The organism is Curtobacterium sp. RM9, assembly GCF_054956955.1.
In genome coordinates this window covers 2,628,006-2,647,641 of sequence record NZ_CM143271.1, presented here as the reverse complement: position 1 = coordinate 2,647,641, position 19,636 = coordinate 2,628,006, and the positions used below count along the sequence as shown (strand labels likewise).

19 protein-coding genes are annotated in these 19,636 nt (G+C 73.2%); 9 read left to right on the top strand and 10 right to left on the bottom strand.

Translation table 11 applies throughout. The features are described 5' to 3' along the window. Nucleotides 1-11: 11 nt before the first annotated feature. Together ACY3FI_RS12535 and ACY3FI_RS12530 are read left to right on the top strand one after the other, a co-directional pair. The gene (locus ACY3FI_RS12535) at nt 12-617 is read left to right on the top strand and encodes a hypothetical protein (RefSeq protein ID WP_462547883.1); all 606 of its coding nucleotides are present in this window, start codon (nt 12-14) and stop codon (nt 615-617) included. Continuing rightward, complete coding sequence (locus ACY3FI_RS12530; protein WP_462547882.1) at nt 614-1,111, top strand: GNAT family N-acetyltransferase; 498 nt, start codon at nt 614-616, stop codon at nt 1,109-1,111. The genes ACY3FI_RS12535 and ACY3FI_RS12530 overlap by 4 nt, the downstream gene beginning before the upstream one ends. Before the next feature lie 60 nt (nt 1,112-1,171). On the opposite strand, the gene ACY3FI_RS12525 is transcribed toward ACY3FI_RS12530, so the two are convergent. Together ACY3FI_RS12525 and ACY3FI_RS12520 are read right to left on the bottom strand one after the other, a co-directional pair. Beyond that, nucleotides 1,172-2,290 (bottom strand): AI-2E family transporter, encoded by a 1,119-nt coding sequence (locus tag ACY3FI_RS12525; protein WP_462547881.1) that lies wholly within the window; start codon nt 2,288-2,290, stop codon nt 1,172-1,174. 96 nt (nt 2,291-2,386) lie between these two features. Beyond that, on the bottom strand, nt 2,387-2,758 hold the full coding sequence (locus tag ACY3FI_RS12520) for a hypothetical protein (protein WP_462547880.1): 372 nt from the start codon (nt 2,756-2,758) through the stop codon (nt 2,387-2,389). Between the two features lie 83 nt (nt 2,759-2,841). Between ACY3FI_RS12520 and ACY3FI_RS12515 the strand changes: the two genes are divergently transcribed. Next, complete coding sequence (locus tag ACY3FI_RS12515; RefSeq protein ID WP_462547879.1) at nt 2,842-4,140, top strand: amidohydrolase family protein; 1,299 nt, start codon at nt 2,842-2,844, stop codon at nt 4,138-4,140. Between the two features lie 185 nt (nt 4,141-4,325). Continuing rightward, complete coding sequence (locus tag ACY3FI_RS12510) at nt 4,326-5,021, top strand: hypothetical protein (protein ID WP_462547878.1); 696 nt, start codon at nt 4,326-4,328, stop codon at nt 5,019-5,021. A 221-nt stretch (nt 5,022-5,242) separates the two neighbouring features. Here ACY3FI_RS12510 and ACY3FI_RS12505 read toward each other — a convergent pair whose 3' ends face one another. Genes ACY3FI_RS12505 through ACY3FI_RS12495 form a run of 3 tightly spaced genes read right to left on the bottom strand, consistent with a single transcriptional unit; the run spans nt 5,243 to nt 9,866 of the window. Continuing rightward, nucleotides 5,243-6,250 carry an XdhC family protein gene (locus ACY3FI_RS12505; protein ID WP_462547876.1) on the bottom strand — a complete coding sequence of 336 codons (1,008 nt, stop codon included), beginning with the start codon at nt 6,248-6,250 and terminating at the stop codon, nt 5,243-5,245. Further along, nucleotides 6,250-9,039, bottom strand: a complete 2,790-nt coding sequence (locus ACY3FI_RS12500; RefSeq protein ID WP_462547875.1) for a molybdopterin-dependent oxidoreductase — start codon at nt 9,037-9,039, stop codon at nt 6,250-6,252. Before ACY3FI_RS12500 ends, ACY3FI_RS12505 begins: the two co-directional genes overlap by 1 nt. Then, nucleotides 9,036-9,866: an FAD binding domain-containing protein gene (locus ACY3FI_RS12495; RefSeq protein WP_462547874.1), complete on the bottom strand. Its 831-nt coding sequence runs from the start codon at nt 9,864-9,866 to the stop codon at nt 9,036-9,038. The genes ACY3FI_RS12500 and ACY3FI_RS12495 overlap by 4 nt, the downstream gene beginning before the upstream one ends. Before the next feature lie 274 nt (nt 9,867-10,140). Here ACY3FI_RS12495 and uraD point away from each other — a divergent pair, with 274 nt between their 5' ends. The 4 genes from uraD to ACY3FI_RS12475 are packed head-to-tail and all read left to right on the top strand — an operon-like array spanning nt 10,141 to nt 12,575. Then, nucleotides 10,141-10,635 carry a 2-oxo-4-hydroxy-4-carboxy-5-ureidoimidazoline decarboxylase gene (gene uraD, locus ACY3FI_RS12490; protein ID WP_462547872.1) on the top strand — a complete coding sequence of 165 codons (495 nt, stop codon included), beginning with the start codon at nt 10,141-10,143 and terminating at the stop codon, nt 10,633-10,635. Then, nucleotides 10,632-10,979 (top strand): hydroxyisourate hydrolase, encoded by a 348-nt coding sequence (uraH, locus tag ACY3FI_RS12485; RefSeq protein WP_462547871.1) that lies wholly within the window; start codon nt 10,632-10,634, stop codon nt 10,977-10,979. The genes uraD and uraH overlap by 4 nt, the downstream gene beginning before the upstream one ends. A gap of 7 nt (nt 10,980-10,986) precedes the next feature. Then, nucleotides 10,987-11,958, top strand: a complete 972-nt coding sequence (pucL, locus tag ACY3FI_RS12480) for a factor-independent urate hydroxylase (protein ID WP_462547870.1) — start codon at nt 10,987-10,989, stop codon at nt 11,956-11,958. Then, a complete protein-coding gene (locus ACY3FI_RS12475) occupies nt 11,931-12,575 on the top strand; it encodes a nucleotidyltransferase family protein (RefSeq protein WP_462547869.1) in 645 nt (214 codons plus the stop codon). The genes pucL and ACY3FI_RS12475 overlap by 28 nt, the downstream gene beginning before the upstream one ends. A gap of 61 nt (nt 12,576-12,636) precedes the next feature. On the opposite strand, the gene ACY3FI_RS12470 is transcribed toward ACY3FI_RS12475, so the two are convergent. The 5 genes from ACY3FI_RS12470 to ACY3FI_RS12450 all read right to left on the bottom strand — a co-directional run bounded on the left by ACY3FI_RS12470 (nt 12,637) and on the right by ACY3FI_RS12450 (nt 17,965). Then, a complete protein-coding gene (locus ACY3FI_RS12470) occupies nt 12,637-13,731 on the bottom strand; it encodes an alkene reductase (protein ID WP_462547868.1) in 1,095 nt (364 codons plus the stop codon). 53 nt (nt 13,732-13,784) lie between these two features. Further along, nucleotides 13,785-13,997 (bottom strand): hypothetical protein, encoded by a 213-nt coding sequence (locus tag ACY3FI_RS12465; protein ID WP_462547867.1) that lies wholly within the window; start codon nt 13,995-13,997, stop codon nt 13,785-13,787. A 49-nt stretch (nt 13,998-14,046) separates the two neighbouring features. After that, complete coding sequence (locus ACY3FI_RS12460) at nt 14,047-14,493, bottom strand: MarR family winged helix-turn-helix transcriptional regulator (protein WP_462547866.1); 447 nt, start codon at nt 14,491-14,493, stop codon at nt 14,047-14,049. Between the two features lie 254 nt (nt 14,494-14,747). Then, nucleotides 14,748-17,252 carry an MMPL family transporter gene (locus ACY3FI_RS12455; RefSeq protein ID WP_462547865.1) on the bottom strand — a complete coding sequence of 835 codons (2,505 nt, stop codon included), beginning with the start codon at nt 17,250-17,252 and terminating at the stop codon, nt 14,748-14,750. A gap of 74 nt (nt 17,253-17,326) precedes the next feature. Further along, nucleotides 17,327-17,965: a TetR/AcrR family transcriptional regulator gene (locus ACY3FI_RS12450; protein WP_462547864.1), complete on the bottom strand. Its 639-nt coding sequence runs from the start codon at nt 17,963-17,965 to the stop codon at nt 17,327-17,329. Nucleotides 17,966-18,121: 156 nt separating this feature from the next. Here ACY3FI_RS12450 and ACY3FI_RS12445 point away from each other — a divergent pair, with 156 nt between their 5' ends. Next, nucleotides 18,122-19,603 (top strand): mannitol dehydrogenase family protein, encoded by a 1,482-nt coding sequence (locus ACY3FI_RS12445; protein ID WP_462547863.1) that lies wholly within the window; start codon nt 18,122-18,124, stop codon nt 19,601-19,603. Nucleotides 19,604-19,636: the final 33 nt, after the last annotated feature.

Sequence of the window (19,636 nt, the reverse complement as noted above, 5' to 3'; positions counted from 1 at the left end):
AGGACCGGAGCATGGTGATCTACGACGCACGACCCGTCCGGACCGCGGGGCAGGTGCTGCTCGACCTGGTCGTCGTCGGCGGGATCGTCGCGGCGGTGCTGCTCGGCCGTGCGGTGTCCGCGTCGATCAGCGCCCTCGCCGCGATCGGTGGCCGGGTGCACGACCAGGGCTCGGCGTTCGAGCAACAGCTCCGCAGGACCGCCGACGCACTCGGTGACGTGCCCCTCGTCGGCAGCTCGGTGAGCCGACCGCTGCGCGACGCGAGCCGGAGCGCGGGCGACATCGCGGCGGCCGGCACGCAGCAGCAGGAGGAGACGCTGCACCTCGCGCACTTGCTCGGCACGTCGCTCGCGGTGGTGCTCGTCCTGGTCCTGCTCGCGGTCTGGCTCCGGTACCGCGGTGGGTTCATCCGCCGGGCGTCAGCGACCGCGCGACTGTCGCGGCAGCCGGACGGCACGGAACTGCTCGCCGTCCGGGCGCTGACGACGCGGGACGCCGCCGGGCGCCTCGGGGTCGACGTCGTGGACCGATGGCGGCGGCGCGATCCGGAGACGGTCCTCGCGCTGGCCGACCTCGAGCGGCGCAGCAGCGGGCTCCGACCGGGCTCGTCGGCGTGAGCCCGGCCGAGCTCGACGTGGTCGACGCAAGCGAGCCGGACCGTGCCGTGCTCGAACGCCTCTGGACGATGTTCCGCCACGACATGTCCGCGGTCACGGGCGCGCTGCCCGACGAGCACGGGCGCTTCCGGCAGGAGCGGCTCGACGCCGCCCTCACCGATCCGGCGTGGGCGGCGCACCTGTTCCGGCTGGGCCCGTCCGCGGTGGGGTTCGCGGTGGTGCGCGGCATCGACACCGACGAGCGGGTCATCAGCAGCTTCTTCATCGTGAACGGCGCTCGCCGGTCCGGGGTCGGGCGTGCCGCGGTCGGCCGGGTCACCCGACAGCACCCCGGGCAGTGGGCCGTCGCGTTCCAGGACGGCAACGCAGCGGCAGCCCGGTTCTGGCCGGCCGTCGCAGCCTCGCTCGACGAGGAGTGGCGGCTCGAGCACCGCGGTGTCCCCGGGCGGCCCGATCTCCCGCCGGACGCCTGGGTCCGGTTCGCCGTTCGGTAGGCGGGCCGTCGCCTGCGAGTCAGATGCAGACGTCGGTTCCGCGCGGTCGGGCGGTGACCCTCAACCGACCGGCACGGTCTCCCGGCGCTTCTGCCGCCACGCCTCGGCGGGCCGGTCCTCGCCGTTCCAGACCTGCACCACGCCCCACGCCGCGGCGATCAGCGGCACGGCGAGCAGCGCCCCGGTGACCCCGCCGAGCACGGTGCCCGCGGTCAGGCCGACCAGGATCACCAGGCCGTGCAGCCGGAGGGTCTTGCCCATCAGGACCGGCTGCAGGAAGTTCCCCTCGATCTGGTTCACGAGCACGACGATCGCGACGACGACCACCGCCTGCACGGGCCCGACGCCGACGAGGGTGACGAGCGCCGCGAGCGTGCCGGCGATCGGCGCGCCGATCATCGGGATGAACGACGTGACGAAGGCGACGACCGCCAGCGGGATCGTCAGCGGGACGCCGAGGACCGCCAGCCCGCTGCCGATCGCCACGGCGTCGAACGCGGCCACCGCTGCGGTCCCACGGACGTAGCCGCCGAGGGTCGTCACGACCCGGTCGCCGATCCGTCGCGCACGGTCGTAGGAAGCGCCGGTGAACGGGCGGAGCAGGAACTCCCAGAGCGCCGGGCCGTCCTTGAGGAAGAAGAACAGGATCACGGCCATGAGCACCGCGCCCGTGACGAAGTTCGTCACAGCGGAGATGCCGGCGAGTGCTCCGGCACCGAACCGCGCGCTCGTGACGAAGTCGACGACGCCGTTCACGGCGTCCTCGATCTGGCTGTCCGTGATCCGGAAGGGCAGCTCGTGCACGAGGTCCTGGACCTGCCGCAACCCGTCGACGGCCGAGGCCTGGAGCGTCGACCACTGGCTCGCCACCGCCGCGACGAGGAGCCACAGGATTCCTGCGAGCAGCGCGAGCACCGCGACGAACACCAGCGCGGTCGCGAGCACCGACGGGACCCCGTGCCGCCGGAGCCACCCGACGACCGGGTGCAGCGCGGACGCGATGATCAGGGCGACGAGGACCGGGATCGTGACGAGACCCACCTGTGCCACGGCGAACGCGATCCCGAGGACGACGGTCACGACGAGGACGATCTGGAAGCACCGGGTCGCGAGCCGGCCCAACGAGTCGGTCCAGACGCTGGCGGTCGGTGCGCTGCCTGGGGAGCTGCGTCGGAACATCGTGGAGCCTTCCGGTCGTCGTGCGGGATCGCGTGACGCCGTCGGCACCCGGCCGAGGCTACCCAGGGACGGCCGTGCGCTCCGGTCGCCCGAGCACTAGGTCCGCTCGGGCCGTTCGTCCACCAGCGCCACGAAGCGGCTGCCGATGCCCTCGACCTCGTGCCGGGTGAACCCCGCCGTCGGCTCGGGCGCCTGGTACGACGCGTGGTAGTCGCACATCAGGTGGTCCCAGTCCGGCCACCACTTCTTGGGCCGCGCCTCTTCGGAGTAGCCGCACACGACGCACTCCAGGCGGGTCCACACCTTCTTCGTGCCCGTGCGGTTCGCTCGCGACTGCACGAGCCACGCAGGCGGGTCCTGCTCGATCGCCTCGAGTTCGGCCTCGCTGAGGTTCGCGGGGATGCCGTGGCGCGTGGCCATCTCGAGCGGGATGTCGAGCCGCACGGCGGCGGCGCGTCGGGAGAGCATCAGACCAGGGTAGTTCGCCGCCTCCGGTTCTGCGTCACGCCGACGACACGACCCGGAAACAGCGGACTGCTACAAACGCTCCCATGCTGACCGTCACCGGTGCCCTCCGCGTCCTCGTCGACCCCCGCACCGAACGGACCGGCGACGTCGTGGTCGACGACGGGAGCGACCTCGCGAGCACCCTCGACGCCGCCGGCTGCGTCGTGACCCCGGGCCTCGTGAACGCGCACCACCACCTGCTGCAGACCGCGTTCCGCACGCTCCCCGGCACCCGCGGGGTGCCGATGGCCGAGTGGCTGCCGACGATGGCTGCGGCGTACGGCCGCGCCGGCCACGATCCCGAGCTCTACGGACTCGCCGCTGCCGCCGGAGCTGCGGAGGGCCTCCTGAGCGGGGTCACGACCGTCGCCGACCACCACCTGAACTGGCCCGCAGAGGCGACCACCGACGACACCGTGGCGCTCGCCGCGGCGACCGTCGACGCGGTCCGCGGCCTCGGCGGTCGTCTCGTGTTCGTGCGGGGGTCGGCGCGTGACGACCCGGAGCGCGCGGCCGCCTCGGCGGACGCGATCGCGGCCCAGCTGCTGCACGAAGCGGCGGTCGGTGGCGTCGATCCCGACGGCGGGCTGCAGGTCGCGGTCGGTCCGGCAGGCGTGCACTCCGACGGCGAGGCGACCTTCCGGGCGCTCGGCGAGGTGGCCGCACGGCACGGGCTCCGACGCCGGACGCAGGCGAACGAGCAGGTCGACACCGCGATCGCACTCGAGCGGTACGGACGGCGGCCGCTCGACCTGCTCGAGGACTGGGGCTGGCTCGCTCCGGACGTGACGATCGCGCACCTCTGCGACGTCACGGACGACGAGATCGCCCGGCTCGCCGCCGCAGGCGTGACCGCGACCCATGCTCCGGGCTGCGACGTCCCGATGGGATGGGGGATCGCGCCCGTCGCCCGGCTCGCGGCGGCCGGGATCCCGGTCGGCCTGGGCACGAGCGGCGGGGGCAGCAACGACGCGGGGCACCTGCTCGCGGACGGGCGGCTGGCGATGCAGGTTTCGGCGCTCGTCGGGCCGCAGCTCCCCGCGCGGCAGGTGCTCGGCGTGATGACCGAGGGCTCGGCGGCGGGGCTGGGGCGGCCGGAGCTCGGGCACCTGGGGGCCGGCAGCGCTGGTGACCTGTGTGTGTGGGACGTCTCTGGGGTGGCTGATGCGGGCGTCGCGGACCCGGTCGCGGGGCTGCTCTGGGCGTCACCGGGCCGGCGTCCGCGGCACGTCGTGGTGGGCGGGCGCGTGGTGGTGCGCGACTTCCGGCTGGTGACGGGCGACGAGCGCGAGGTGGCGGCGCGCCTCGGCGAGCGCCTGGCGCGGAGCCGCGTCGACGCCTGACGTGCACGCGCGTCCCGGGCCGGGGGTGTTTCCCAGAACGGCTGCGATGGAGAGCGGGAACGGGCATACCTGGTCAGAAGGAACGACCCGGTACGCCCGGGACGACTACGTACGCCCGGAAGCGCCGAGCGCCCGGCCGCCAGGCGCGCGCCCCGCACCGGCGGACCTCCTGGCAGGATCGGACGGTGTTGACCGACCAGGCGATCGTCGCCGCGCTCGAGGCCGCCCCTCCACGCGACGGCTACCGGTTCTCGGACGTGAGCGCCGAGGACGGCGTGCTCGGGGTGACGTTCTCGCGCTCGGGTGCCCCCTCCGCGAGACTCCGGGTCCGCCTGCCCTCGACGGGCGCGCCCCAGTGGTGGCTGTACGCGCCGCCTGAGGACGCCGTCGACTGGGTGTCCCAGCTCCTCATCTGGACGGACGAGGAGGTCCTCACCGCCGGCCTCGGCGACAGCCGGGAGCGGATCGACGTCGACGGTGACAGCCACGTCGTCGCCGTGAACTACGGGTGGCAGCTGTCCGATCCTCGGGAGCACGCCCGGTTCACCAGGCTCGTCGGGCCGTTCGGCTGGCACGACGGTGGGCGGACCGAGTGGCCGGACGGTTCGCTGTCGGTGCCGGCGGAGCGGGAGGTCGAGGTCGACGGCGAGCGCCTCCTCGTCAGCGTGCGGGGGAGCAGCACCGAGGTCTCCTGGCTGACCGGCCCGAACCCCGGCTACGGTTTCGGGAGCACGCTCGCATCCTCCGCACCGGCACCGGCGCCAGAGGGACTCGCGGCCACGAACCTCCGTCGCAGCGCGGACGACGAGCGGATGCGCCGCGACCTCCGGGCGTTCCTCGCGGAGATCGACCCCGAGACCGGGTACCTGCGCGACGACTGAGCGAGCGACGCGGGGTGGGGGCGACCGCCTGGAGGCGCGGTGCCGGTCCGTCGGGCGCGCCCCGCGCCTCCAGGCGGATGCGTCCCGTGCTGCACGTTCCTTCCCGGAGCAGGTGCGATGGCAAGCGGGAACGGGCGTACCAGGTCGGAAGAACCCAGCAGGTACGCCCGGAAGGACCAGGTACGCCCGGGAGCACCAGCGCCGCGCGCGCCGCGGCGCGCTCAGCGCGCGGCCACCGCGCGCCGGTGGATCGGGCCGGCGCCGCCGGTCAGGGCCCCGCCCGGCGCGCCGCTGCGCACCGCGAGCACCTCCGACATGATCGCCACCGCCATCTCGGCGGGCGTTCGCGCCCCGATGTCGAGGCCGATGGGGGACCGCAGCCGCTCGAGGTCCGGCGTCCCGAGCGTCCGGAGCGCCTCGACCCGGCGTTCGTGCGTGGCCCGCGAGCCCATCGCTCCGACGTACCCGGCGCCGCCTCGGAGCGCGAGGTCGATCACCTCGGCGTCGAACCGGTCGTCGTGCGAGAGCACCACGACCACCGTCGACGCGTCCATCGGCTCTGCGGCGAGCACCCGTGTCGGCCACCCGACGAGGCGCCGATCCGCCGCGGGGAACCGTTCGTCGGTGAGGAACACCGGCCGGGGGTCGACGACGGTGACCGCGTACCCGAGCACCGCGGCGGCGTTCGTCACGGCGACGGCGGACTCGACCGCGCCGACGACGATGCACCGCGGACGGACGTCAGCATGCTCGACGAACACGCGGCCACGGCACCCGTCGGGCGCGGTGACGACCTCGCCGAGCGGCACGGTGCCGGACGTTCCCGTCTCGAGGGAGAGCGTGAGCGACGTCGGGACACCGGCAGCCGCATGCCGCAGGGCGTCGACCACGGGGACGTCGTCCGGCGTGACCCGGCGCACGAGCACCTCGACGCGCCCGCCGCAGCGGAGCGCCGGGGCCCAGACGGCGTCGGGGTCGTCCGGGTCGTCGTCGAAGCCGAACCGTTCGAGCACGGGGACGCCGGACGTCAGGACCTCCTCGGCCGTGCCGAACAGCGACCCCTCGACGCATCCGCCGGAGATGGTGCCGACGACCTGTCCACCGGGCAGCACGGCCATCGAGGTGCCCACCCCGCTCGGCGCGCTCCCCGACATCGACACGGCCGTGGCGACGATGACGGGGTCCCCCGCGTCGAGGACGGCCAGGAGGCGCGGTGCCAGTTCGAACATCACGCACCTCCGACGGCGGTCGCCTCGCGCTCCGCGCCCCGGGCCAGCTCCCAGACGCGGTCGCGGGTCATCGGCAGGCGGTACGGCCGGACGCCGAGGGCGTCGCGGACCGCGTTCGCGATCGCCGGCGCCACCGGGTTGTAGGGCGCCTCGCTCATCGACTTCGCGCCGAGGGGCCCGAGGGGGTCGTGGGTCGCCGCGAACAGCACCTCGGTGCGGGGCACGTCGGAGATCTTCGGCACGCGGTACGACCGGAACGCGTCGGTGGTGACCCGGCCCTCGGCGTCGAGCACGACCTCCTCGTAGAGCGTCGACCCGATCGCCTGCGCGGACCCGCCCTCGACCTGTCCGCGGAGCTGCTCGGGGTTGAGCACGGTGCCGGCGTCCACGGCCTGCACGCTCTGCAGGATCCGCACCTCGCCCGTCGGCCGGTGCACGGCGACCCGGGCCCCGTGCACGGTGAAGGCGAGCGACCGCGGGGTGCCGTCGTGCCGCCCGTGTGCGAGGAGCGGTCCGCCGGCGAGCAGTTCGGCGTGCGGCACGAGCTCGTCGCCGACGCGCACGCCGTCCGGTTCGACGACGACCGCGGGCCCGAGCACGCCCGAGGCGGTTCGGGGTGTCCGGTCACCGACGATCGTCATGGCCCGCGCGGTCATCTCGTCCCGCAGGGTCTGCGCGGCGGCGTACAGGGCGCGACCGGCGACGACGACCCCGGCGGAGCCGAACGCCCCGGTGTCGTGCTCGGCGGCGTCGGTGTCGGACTGGTGCACGTCGACCCGGTCCGGCGTCGTGCCGAGCGCGGTCGCGACGAGTTGGGTGTGCACGGTCGTGGTGCCGTTGCCGAACTCGGCCGTGCCGACACCGATCCGGTAGCGGCCGCCCGGCACGAGTTCGACCGTGGTGTGGGCGTGGTGGCCGCGCGGCGGCATCGTGGCGATGGCGGCGAGCGCGACCCCGGTGCCGTACGCCCAATCGGGGGAGGTGTCGAGCGCCGGCCCGTCCATCGCGGGGACCTCGGGCACGGGCCCCTGCAGGGCGTCCTCGACGAGGTCGAGGCACTGGTCGAGCCCGTAGCTGCCCTCCCACCGCAGGTCGGTCTCCTCGTGCGGGTCGGTGACCACGAGCGGGTCGCCCGGCACGATGACGTTCCGCCGCCGGAACGCGACCGGGTCGATGCCGAGCTCCCGCGCCAGTTCGTCCATCGCTGACTCGATCGCGAAGACGACCTGCCCGAGGCCGTACCCGCGGAACGCCCCCGACGGCAGGTTGTTCGTGTACACCGACTCGGCGTCGACGCGCTTCGACGGGCAGCGGTACACGGCGACCGACTCGCTGACCGAGTGGAACATGACGCCGATGCCGTGGTTGCCGTAGGCCCCGGTGTCCATCGTCTGGTCGACGTGCATCGCGGTGAGCGTGCCGTCGGCCGTGGCACCGAGGCGGACCCGCACGCGCATCGGGTGTCGGGTCGGTGCGATCGTGAACTCGTCGCGCCGGCTGAACTCGTACTGCACGGTGCGGCCGGTCCGCAGCACGGCGAGCGTGACGAGGTCCTCGGTGAGGAGCTCCTGCTTGCCGCCGAACCCGCCGCCGACGCGCTTCGCGACGACGCGCACGCGGTCCGGGTCGAGTCCGAAGACGTGGGCGATCTCGTCGCGGACCAGGAACGGCACCTGTGTGGCGGTGCGCAGCACGAGCCGACCGTCCCGGTCGAGGGAGCCGCGGGTCGCATGCGTCTCGAGGGCGGCGTGCGAGACGCGTCCGGTGGTCCAGGTCCCCTCGACGGTCGCTGCGGCGGATGCCAGGGCACCCTCGACGTCGCCGGTCTCGCCGTGCAGCGCCGCGACGACGTTGCGCCCGGGTTCGGCGATCCGGTGCTCGGCGGTGGTCTTCTCGCCGTGCAGCAGCGGCGCGCCCGGCGCCCTGGCGGCGTCGGGGTCGTGCACGCTCGGCAGGACCTCGTACTCGACCCGGACGAGGGCGCACGCCTGCTCGGCGATCCGGACGGTGTCGGCCACGACCGCGGCGACGCGCTGCCCGCGGAAGCGCAGCACCCGGTCGAACACCCGGGTGTCGTCCGGGTCGTCCAGCCGCGACTCGTGCCGGCCGGTGGAGAACAGCACGCCGGGGTCGTCCCGGTGGGTGAGCACGACGTGCACCCCGGGCAGCGCCTCGGCGGCGCTCGTGTCGATCGCGGTGATGCGGGCGTGCGGGTGCGGGCTGCCGAGGACCGCGAGGTGCAGCAGCGCCTCCGTGCGGCGGACGTCGAGGGTGTACTCCTCCTGCCCGGTGACGATCCGCATCGCGGCGGGCGGGGCGACCGACGTGCCGACCGCGTCGCCGGCGCTCGCGCACGCCGTGTTCCGCACGCCGTCCAGGGCGTCCTCGATCGCCCGGTACCCGGTGCACCGGCAGAGGTTGCCCTTGAGTGCGCGGTGTCGGTCGGCGAGCCGGTCGTCGTCGAGCGCGGCGGCGGTGACGACGTACCCGGCGGTGCAGAAGCCGCACTGGAAGCCGGGCGCCTCGGCGAAGGCGCGCTGCACCGGGTGCGGGTGCTCCGGGGTGCCGAGGCCCGCCGCCGTGGTCACCGTGGCACCGTCGAGCCGGTGCGCGGGGGTGATGCAGGAGTGCACGGGCACGCCGTCGAGCAGGACCGAGCAGGCACCGCAGTCACCCGCGTCGCAGCCCTTCTTCACGCTCGTCACGCCGTGCTCGCGGAGGAGCGTGCGGAGGACCTGGCCGGGTGCCGGGGACACCTCGATCGGGGTGCCGTCGACGTCGATCCTCATGCCACGCCTCCTGCGCTCGGTGCGCTCGCCGCTTCGTGGCGCAGCTCGTGAGCGAAGCGGGTGCTCACCGCCCGACGCCAGGTGGGGGAGCCGTGCGGGTCGTCGTACCAGTCGTCGTGCAGACCGATCGTCGCGTCCAGCGCCTCGGTGGTCGGCACCTCGGGGAAGCGGAGCACGAGCGGGCGCGGGGTCGCCGCGGTCACGACGAGCACGAAGCCCGCGGCGGACCACCGTGCGGTGACGAGCGACCCCGACCGCCCGTGCGGACTGAGCGACACCCGGCGGTACCCGGTCGTCGCCGCGAGGGCCGTCTCGGGCACCTCGAACGCGCGCACGACCTCGTCCGGGGCGAGCGCGAGCGTGCGGACGTCGAGCACGAGGTCGGCGACCGCGACCCGGCGTTCGCCGCCGTCGGGCGTCCAGACGACCGCCGCCGCGTCGAGCGTCACGAGGAGCGCCGTGATCGCCCCGGCAGGCAGCGCGACTCCGACGTTGCCGCCGACCGTCGCGCTGTTCCAGACCTTGAACGACGCGAGGAGGGCGTTCGCGCACCGGTCCACCAGGGGCCAGGCGGTCCACGCGGGGTCGGGGTCGAGTCGCAGCAGCGCGGCGATCGTGCACGTGGCGGCGATCGACAGCGTGCCGGTCGACCGCTCGACGTCGGGCCAGCCGAGCGTCGTCAGGTCGACGAGGCCGGTCAGGCCGGGCTGTTCCTCGGAGAACAGCCACGTGCCGCCCGCGAGGGGACGGGCGCCCTCGGCGAGGGCGGCGGTCAGGTCGTCGCGGCGCGACGGTGTCCGCACGGTGCGGACGGAGACGAGGTCCATGCAGGGGTCCGATCGGGATGGCGGGGACGAGGGTGCGCAGCGCGTCCCGGTCGTCGGCCGTGCGCGATCATCCCGCGGTTCCACGCCGAGGTCGGACGGCACGTGTCGGTGGTGTGCACGCTGGTCCTCCTCCGGTCGGGTCCGATGTCGAGCCACCGTACGGAACCGGTGTTTCGGCGGCATTACGGGCCGGGAACGCCGCGTGACGACCGGGGCGCGAACCCGTGACGTGCCGGAGACATCCCCGAAACACGCGGCTGTCATCCTCCGGGACATGGACATCTCCGACCTCGACCGGCTCGACGCCGACGCTGCGCGTGACGTCGTCGCGGCCTGGGCAGCCGTGCCGCGCTGGGTGGACGCGGTGCTCGAGGAGCGCCCGTACGCCTCCGTGGACGACCTCGCGGCGACGGCCGACCGCCTGGCCCGGACCTGGTCCGACGACGAGGTCGCCGCGGCGCTCGCGGACCACCCGCGCATCGGCGAACGACCGGTCGGCGCCGGAGCCTCGGCCGCTGCGTCACGCGTCGAACAGTCGTCGTCCACCGGCGCAGACGCCGCGACCGCCGAGGCGATCCGTGCGGGGAACGCCGCTTACGAGGCCCGGTTCGACCGGGTGTTCCTCGTGCGCGCGGCGGGACGCTCGGCAGCCGAGATCCTCGCCGAGCTCCGGCGACGGCTCGACAACGACGACGCCACCGAACGCGCCGAGGTCGCCGACGAACTCCGCGCCATCGCCCTGCTCCGACTCGAGAGGACCTTCGCGTGAGTCACCTCACCACCCACGTGCTCGACACCACGCACGGCCGTCCGGCTGCGGGGATCGTCGTGACGCTCGCGGACGCCGCCGGCACCGTCGTCGCGCGCGGGACCACGGACGCCGACGGTCGGATCGCCGACCTCGGGCCGGACCGACTCGCCGCGGGGGAGTGGACGCTGTCGTTCGCCACCGGGGGCTACTGGTCCGCGCTCGGCACGGCCGCCTTCCACCCGCGGGTCGACGTCGTCCTGACCGTCCCCGCGGGCGGGACCGACGCGGACGGGCCGGGCGCGCACCTGCACGTCCCGCTCCTCCTCAGTCCGTTCGCCTACTCCACCTACCGAGGGAGCTGACCGCACCATGACCGACACCGCCACCACCACGACCGGCGCCGCCGAGACGTCGACCGCCGCCATGACGAGCACCACCGTGCACCTCGGCGCGAACCAGTACGGCAAGGCCGAGGTCCGGCTCGTCCGGGTCACCCGCGACACCCCGCGCCACGAGATCGAGGACCTCACCGTCACGACCCAGCTGCGTGGCGCGGCCCTCGCCGACTCGTACACCGACGGCGACAACGCCAAGGTCCTGGCGACCGACACGCAGAAGAACACCGTGTACGCCTTCGCCCGCGAGCACGGCGTGCACACCCCCGAGGACTTCCTGCTCCGCCTCGGCCGCCACTTCACGACCGCGTTCGACTGGTACGACGGTGCGACGCTGTCCGCCGAGCAGCACGCGTGGGAGCGCATCGCGGTCGACGGCAGCGAGCACGACCACGCCTTCGTCCGTGCCGGCCGGGGCACCCGCACCGCCGTGGTGCAGGTCGACGGCGAGGACGTGCACGTGCTGGCGGGCGTGACCGACCTGACCGTCCTGAAGTCGACGGGCAGCGAGTTCCACGGCTTCCCCCGCGACGGCTACACCACCCTCGCGGAGACCGACGACCGGATCCTCGCAACCTCGGTCACCGCCCGCTGGCGCTACACGGCCGAGGCCGTCGCGGCCGGGATCGACTACGACGCCGTGTACACGAGCGTGCTCGACGGGATGCTCGCGACCTTCGCCGACCTGCACTCGCTCGCCCTGCAGCAGACCCTCTTCGCGATGGGTCGGGCGGCGATCGAGGCGCACCCCGAGATCGCCGAGGTCCGCTTCGCGATGCCGAACAAGCACCACTTCCTGGTCGACCTCGCGCCGTTCGGCCTCGACAACCCGGGGGAGGTGTTCTTCGCGGCCGACCGCCCGTACGGCCTGATCGCCGGCACGGTGGTCCGCGATGGCGTCCCCGAGACACCCGCGGCGTGGACGTCGGTGCCCGGCTTCGTGTGACCCCCGACCAGGCGCACGGGCGCGGCCCGGACCCGGTGCGGGCGCGCGACCCCGTCGTCGGCATCGTCCTCGCCGCCGGTGCCGGCACCCGGATGGGCAGGCCGAAGGCACTCGTCCGGCGAGCCGACGGAGTGCCGTGGGTGGCGCTCGCGGTGGACGCACTGCGTGGCGGCGGGTGTGCCGAGGTCGTCGTCGTGCTCGGTGCGGCGGCCGACGAGGCCCGACGACTCGTGCCGACCGGTACGCACGTGCGGGTCGTCGTCGCCGAGCACTGGGCGGCCGGCCCGGGAGCCTCCCTCGCCGCCGGGCTGGGCGCCCTCGGCGACGACGACACGGCCTGCATCACGCTGGTCGACCTGCCGACGCTCCCCGCCGCGGTCGTCCGGCGCGCGCTCGGTACGGACCCGGACCGCGGGGTCCTGCGCCGCGCGGCCTTCGGGGACCGTCCGGGCCACCCGGTGCTCGTCGGCGCGGCACACCGACCGGCACTCGTCGCCGCCGTCACGGCGGATCCGGGCGACCGCAGCGCGGGCGCGTGGATGCGGCGCGCGGGCGTCACGCCGGTCGACTGCACCGACCTGTGGGACGGTACCGACCGCGATCACGCGACGGTCTGAACGGACTGGAGGCGCGGTGCCAGCCGGCACCGCGCCTCCAGATCACTGCTGGTCGCGTCGACTACGCGGCGTGCTCCCGCGACTCGGCCAGCGTCGGGTAGTCGGTGTAGCCCTCGGCCGTGGCGCCGTAGAACAGCTCCGGGCGCGGCTCGTTGAGCGGGGCCTCCTGCTCCCAGCGGGCGGCGAGGTCCGGGTTGGCGATCGCGGCACGACCCACGGCGACGGCGTCCGCGAGGCCCTGGTCGAGCAGCGTGATCGCCTCGTCGCGGGTGGTCATCGACGAGAAGCCCGAGTTGGCGACGAACGGGGCGCCCGCGGTGCGGCGGATGTGCTGGACGAGGTCGCTGCCCGGCTCGGCGTGCAGGACGTCCACGAACGCGAGGCCGAGCGGCGCGAGGCCCTCGGCGACGGCGGTGTAGGTGGCGCGCACGTCGGCGTCGTCCTCCTCGAGCACGCCCTGGATGTTGTGCTGCGGCGACAGGCGGATGCCCACGCGGTCGGCGCCGATCGCCTCGGAGACGGCCGTCGTGACCTCGACCGCGAAGCGTGCGCGGTTCTCCGGCGAGCCGCCGTACAGGTCGGTGCGGACGTTCGACACGGGGGAGAGGAACTCGTGCACGAGGTAGCCGTTCGCGCCGTGCACCTCGACGCCGTCGAGCCCGGCTGCGATCGCGTTGCGGGCGGCCTGCACGAAGCCCTGCACGGCCTCGCGGACCTCGTCCGTCGTGAGCTCGTGCGGGACGGGCATGTCGGCCTTCGAGCCGTCCGCGAGGTGGGTCTGGCCCGGGGCGGCGACGGCGGAGGGGCCGACGATGCGCGGCGTCTGCGAGATGTCGGTGTGCGAGACGCGGCCACCGTGCATGAGCTGCATGACGATGGTGCCGCCCTCGGCGTGCACGGCCTCGGCCACGCGACGCCACCCGGCGATCTGCTCGTCGGTCTCGATGCCGGGCTGACCGGGGTACGAGCGGCCCTCCTGCACGGGCCAGGTGCCCTCGGTGATGATCATGCCGAGGCCGGCGCGCTGCCGGTAGTGCTCGACGAGCAGGTCGTTCGGGACCCCGTGGGCACCGGCGCGGGTGCGGGTGAGCGGCGCCATGACGATGCGGTTGTCCAGGTGCAGGGCACCGAGGTCGGTCGGTTCGAAGAGCTTCACGTCTCCGTTGAACCACGTGTTGCGGTCGGCAATTCCGATTCAGCGGCAGATGTTCAGCGTCCGGGGCACACCAGGGTGCTCGACCGGACCTGGCCCTCGGGGCGGATCACCGTGTGCTGCGAGAGTGGCTGGTGGCAGATCGGGCAGGGTCGGTCCACGGTGCGGTCGTCGATGCCCTCGGCGCGACCGGCACCGATCTGCGACGGACCCATCTTCTCGATCAGCGTGCGGTTCCACCGGTCGTACCACTTGCCGAAGCGACCCACGATCCGTCCTTTCATTCGTCCACGAACCATTCTGCCACGAAGTACCGCGTCAGTCGAGGTCGTCGACGCGTTCCAGCAGCTCGGTGAGTTCGTCCTTGAGGGCCTCGAGGCGCGCGAGCGGCCATCCCAGTCGGTCCGCCACGGCGAGCGGCACGGCGCGGGCCCGTTCTCGGAGGGCGTGCCCCGCGGTGGTCAGGGACACCTCGAGCTGCCGTTCGTCGGCCGTGCTGCGGGTCCGCCGGACGTAGCCGGAGGCCTCGAGACGCTTGAGCAGCGGGCTCAGCGTGGCCGAGTCGAGCCGGAGTTCGCGGGCGATCTCGCGCACGGAGCGGGGGTCGTGCTCCCACAGCGCGAGCATCACGAGGTACTGCGGGTGCGTCAGGCCCATGGGGTCGAGCAGGTCGCGGTAGAGGCTGATGACGCTCCGGCTCGTGGCCGCGAGCGCGAAGCAGAGCTGTCGGTCGAGGGCGAGGGGGTCGACGTCGGTCGCGGTCATGTCGCGAGTCTACCGTTCGTGCGCGAACGATCCGCGGTTACGTCCGTCTTTCGTGTCCGACTTTCGCGTCTGGCCCTGCCGTCGGAACATGGACACGCACCTTCCGACCATCCAGGAGTCGATCGACGCGTGCATCGTCGCCGGATGCACGGGCATGGGGGCCGACCGCACGGGACGCCGGGCGCACGCACAGGAGGCGCGGTGCCGGTCTCGGGGACGGGCACCGCGCCTCCTGGGTGGGGTGGGGCTGGCGCCTACGCGCGGTGCGTCGGCGTGTGGCCCTCGTGCGGGTTCGCGTCGGGCGCCACCGGAGCCGCGTGCGCGCCGTGGTGCTCGGCACCAGCCGCGCCCGTGCCGACCGTGCCCTCGGCGTGCGACCCGCGGGCGTCGCCGGGGTGCGAGCGCTCGAGCTTGGCGCCCTCGACGTCGACGTCCGGCACGATCCGGTCGAGCCACTTCGGGAACCACCAGGCGCTCTGGCCGAGCAGGTGCATCGCGGCCGGGATGAGGAGCATCCGGACGACGAACGCGTCGACCAGGACACCGAACGCCAGGCCGAAGCCGATCGGCTTGATGGTCGAGGACTCCGAGAAGATGAAGCCCGCGAACACCGAGATCATGATGATCGCCGCAGCGGTGACGACGGCGCGACCGGCGTGCAGCCCGCGCTGGACCGCCACCTTGGCCGAGGCACCGTGCGCGTACGCCTCCCGCATGCCGGACACCAGGAACAGCTGGTAGTCCATCGCCAGGCCGAACAGGATGCCGATCTCGATGATGGGCAGGAAGCTCAGGATGGGCGCCGGGTCGTGCACGCCGAACACCGAGCCGAGCCAGCCGAACTGGTAGATCGCGGTCAGCCCACCGAACGAGGCGAGCACCGACAGGATGAAGCCCGCCGTCGCGGTGATCGGCACGAGGAACGAGCGGAACACGATGATGAGGATGATCAGCGACAGGCCGACGACCACCACGAGGTAGAGCGGCAGCACGTTCGCGAGCTTCTCGGACACGTCGATGTTGGCGGACGCGTTGCCGGCGACGCCGAGCGAGACCTTGCCGTCGTCGGTGGACACCGTCTGCGTGCGGAGGTCCTTCACCAGGTCCTCGGTCGAGACGCTGTCCGGACCGCCCGCCGGCTTCACCTGGAACGCGATGATGTCGCGGGACTTCGAGGCGCCGATGGGCAGCACGGCCTCGACGTCGTCGTTCTTCGCGATGGCCTCGCCGATGGTCACCTCGGTCGCCGTGACGTCGTCCTTCGAGACGGCCTCCGGCAGGTCCGCGACGACGAGCAGCGGGCCGTTCTGGCCGGCGCCGAACTCGTCCTCGAGCGCCTTGTACGCCTTGTACTGGGCGCTGTCGGTCGACTCGGACGCGCCGGTCGGCAGGCCGAGGCGCATCTGCGTGGCGGGCAGGGCGATCGTGCCGAGCACCGCGACGCCGGCGACGAGCGTGACGACCGCGCGCCAGGTCGCCATCGGCTTGTTCGGCACGCGGACCGACCCGGTGTGACCGATCTGCGCGCGCTCCTTCTTCCGGAGGATCCGCATGCCGATCAGCGACAGCAGCGCGGGGGTGAAGGACGTGGCGATGCAGATCGCGAAGAACACCGCGACCGCACCGACCGTGCCCATCAGGCCGAGGAACGGGATGCCGGTGATGTTCAGCGCGAGCAGGGCGACGATGACGGTCGCACCCGCGAAGACGACCGCGTTGCCGGAGGTGCCGTTCGCGAGCCCGATCGACTCGTGCACGCCCATGCCGGCCTTCAGCTGGGTCCGGTGTCGGTTGAGGATGAACAGCGAGTAGTCGATGCCGACCGCCAGGCCGAGCATCACCCCCAGGACCGGCGTGACCGAGATGAACTCGACGAGGCTCGAGAAGGACAGCGAGGCCAGAGTCGCGACGCCGACGCCGAGCACGGCGGAGACGAGCGGGATCGCGGCGCCGATGACCGTGCGGAGCATGAGGAGCAGCACGAGGGCGGCGATGATGACGCCGATGATCTCGCCCGGTCCGAGGATGGACGGGACGCCCTGCGCGATGTCGTTCGAGACGTAGACCGCGACACCGTCGATGTCCGCGTCGTCGGCGCGGTCGGAGATCTCCTGCTTCGTGGTCTGCGGGACCTCGTACGTCGACTTCGTGAACTGCACGGTGCCGATCACGGCCGAGTCGTTCGACGAGACGAAGCGGATGTCCTTCGACAGGTCGAGGAGTCGCGCGTTCTCGTCGAGCTCCTGCGCCTGCGCGTCGATCTGGGCCTGGCCCTGCTCGAGCTTCGCCTCCGCGGCGGTCCGAGCGGCCTCGGGGAGCGCGCTGACCGCCTGCTTCTGGGCGTCGAGCTGCTCCTGACCCGCGGCGAGCTGCTGCTTGCCGTCCGCGATCTTCTGCCGACCGGCGTCGAGCTGCTGCTGGGTGGCGAAGCCGTCGGTGACGCCCTTGACGCCGTCGAGGTCCTCGAGCCCGTCGAGGAACTTCGTCACCTCGGACTTCTGGGTGTCGGTGAACGCGTCCCCGTCCGTGGTCCGGAAGACGATCGTGCCGTTGCCGCCGTTCGCGGCCGGGAACTTGTCGGCGAGCTCGTCCTGCACCTGGCTGGTCTTCGTGCCGGGGATGGTGATGGAGGACGAGATCGTGCCGGCGAACAGGCTGTAGCCGACGCCTGCGATGCCCATGATCACGATCCAGGCGATGATCACGAGCCAGTGGCGTCGTGCGGAGAACCGTCCGAGACGGTAGAGGAGACCGGCCATGCTGGTGCCTGCGTTCCTTTCGGTGGGGTGGTGCGGGAGGACGGGGGCACGCCGGTGGACCCCTGGGGGAGCTGTCAGTCGGTGGGCATGTAGCCGCTGCGCACGCTGTGCACGAGGCGGGCGAGCAGGGCGTCCCACGCGGCGAGGGTCGCCGGGGTGACCTCCGGTCCCTCGTGGCGGAGCCAGTGGTCGGCGATCACGACGATGCCGCTCATCAGCGACTCGACGAGCAGCGCTGCGTCGAGGGGGTCGGCGCCGGGGTGGCGCCGGGCGACCTCGTCGCGCAGGCGCTCGGTCACGCGGGAGAACGCCGTCTGGGTGAGCACGGCGGCCTTCGGGTCGGCGGCGCCGGGCTCGCCGAGGATCCGGTACATGCTCGCGATCGCCGGGGCGAGGTCGGCACCACGCGCGGCGCTCTCGAGCTCGTCGAACATCGACGAGCGGGAGCCGTCGCCGACCGGGGTGCGGGCCATGTCGGCGAGGAACCGGTCGATGATCACGGAGAGCTCTTCTTCGCACACGGTGAGCAGGACGTCGTCGAGCGAGGCGAAGTGGTTGAAGACCGTGCGCCGGGCGACGTCGGCGCGGGCGGCCAGGTCGTCGACGGAGAAGTCGCGGCCACCGCGCTCCTGGATGAGGTCGCGCGCGGCCCGGACGATCGCCGCGCGGTGCTTCGCCTTGAGGGCGGCGCGGCGGTCGGTCGTGATGGTCACGGAGGAGACACTAGGTGCATCGATGCACTCGGTGCAACGACTGTGGGTGCATCCTCAGCCTCGTACCCCGGCCCGACGTGCGGCACCGGCGCCGCCCGCCCGGAGCCGCCCCCTGCGAGACTGGACCGGATCCACCGCCGTACGAAGGAGTACCCGATGCCCGTCCGCCTCAGCCCGGAGACCCTCGACCAGATCGCCGCGAGCGGTGTCGCCGTCCCGACCTACGACCGCGCCGGGATCACCACCGGCATCGTGCACTTCGGCGTCGGGGGCTTCCACCGCGCACACCAGGCGATGGTGATCGACCGTCTGCTCGGGGAGGGGGAGGCCCGCGAGTACGGCATCTGCGGCGTGGGGGTGCTCGAACAGGACCGCCGGATGGCCGACACGATGCGGCAGCAGGGCGGCCTGTACACGCTCGTCCTCAAGCACCCGGACGGCACCCGCGAGTCCCGCGTCGTCGGCAGCATCGTCGAGTACCTGCTCGCCGTCGACGACCCGGACGCGGTCGTCGAGAAGATGGCGCACCCGGACACCCGCATCGTCAGCCTCACCATCACCGAGGGCGGCTACAACTTCGACCACGTCACCGGGGAGTTCGTCGCCGACGAGCCCGCCGTCGCCGCCGACCTCCGCGGGAACGCCCCGCCCCGCACGGTGTTCGGCCTGGTGGTCGAGGCGCTCCGCCGTCGCCGCGACCGCGGGCTCCAGCCGTTCACCGTGATGTCGTGCGACAACATCCAGGGCAACGGGCACGTCGCCCGGCAGATGTTCACGTCCTACGCCCGGCTGCAGCACCCGGCGTTCGCGGACTGGATGGACGAGCACGTGTCCTTCCCGAACTCGATGGTCGACCGCATCACACCCGTGACCGCCGACGAGGACCGCGCCTGGGTCCGCGACGAGCTCGGCATCGAGGACGCCTGGCCGGTCGTCGCCGAGCCGTTCTTCCAGTGGGTGCTCGAGGACGACCACCCCGCCGGACGGCCGCCGTACGAGCAGGCCGACGTGCAGCTCGTCGACGACGTCGAGCCGTACGAGCTGATGAAGCTCCGGCTCCTCAACGCCAGCCACCAGGGGCTCTGCTACTTCGGGTACCTCTCCGGGTACCGGTACGCGCACGAGGCCACGCAGGACGAGGCGATCGCCACCTTCCTCCGCCGCTACATGGACGAGGAGGCGACGCCCACGCTGCACCCGCTGCCGGGGATCGACCTCGACGACTACAAGGCGACGCTCATCGAGCGGTTCCGGAACCCCGAGGTCCGCGACACCCTCGCCAGACTCTGCGCCGAGTCGAGCGACCGGATCCCGAAGTGGCTGCTGCCGGTCGTGCGCGAGAACCTCGCCTCCGGTGGTCCGGTCGCGCTGTCCGCGGGCATCGTCGCCTCGTGGGCGCGCTACGCCGAGGGCACCGACGAGGAGGGCACACCGATCCGGGTCGTCGACCGGCTCGCCGACCGCCTGACGGCGACGGCACAGCGGCAGCGGGAGGACCGGCTCGCCTTCCTGTCGGACCGGCAGGTCTTCGGCGACCTCGTCGACGACGACCGGTTCGTCGCCGCGTACCGCGACGCCCTCGACGGCCTGCTGGCCGACGGCGCCCACGCGACGGTCACGCGCCTGTCGCGGTCCTGAGCCGACCCACCGCCGGACTGGAGGCGCGGGGCG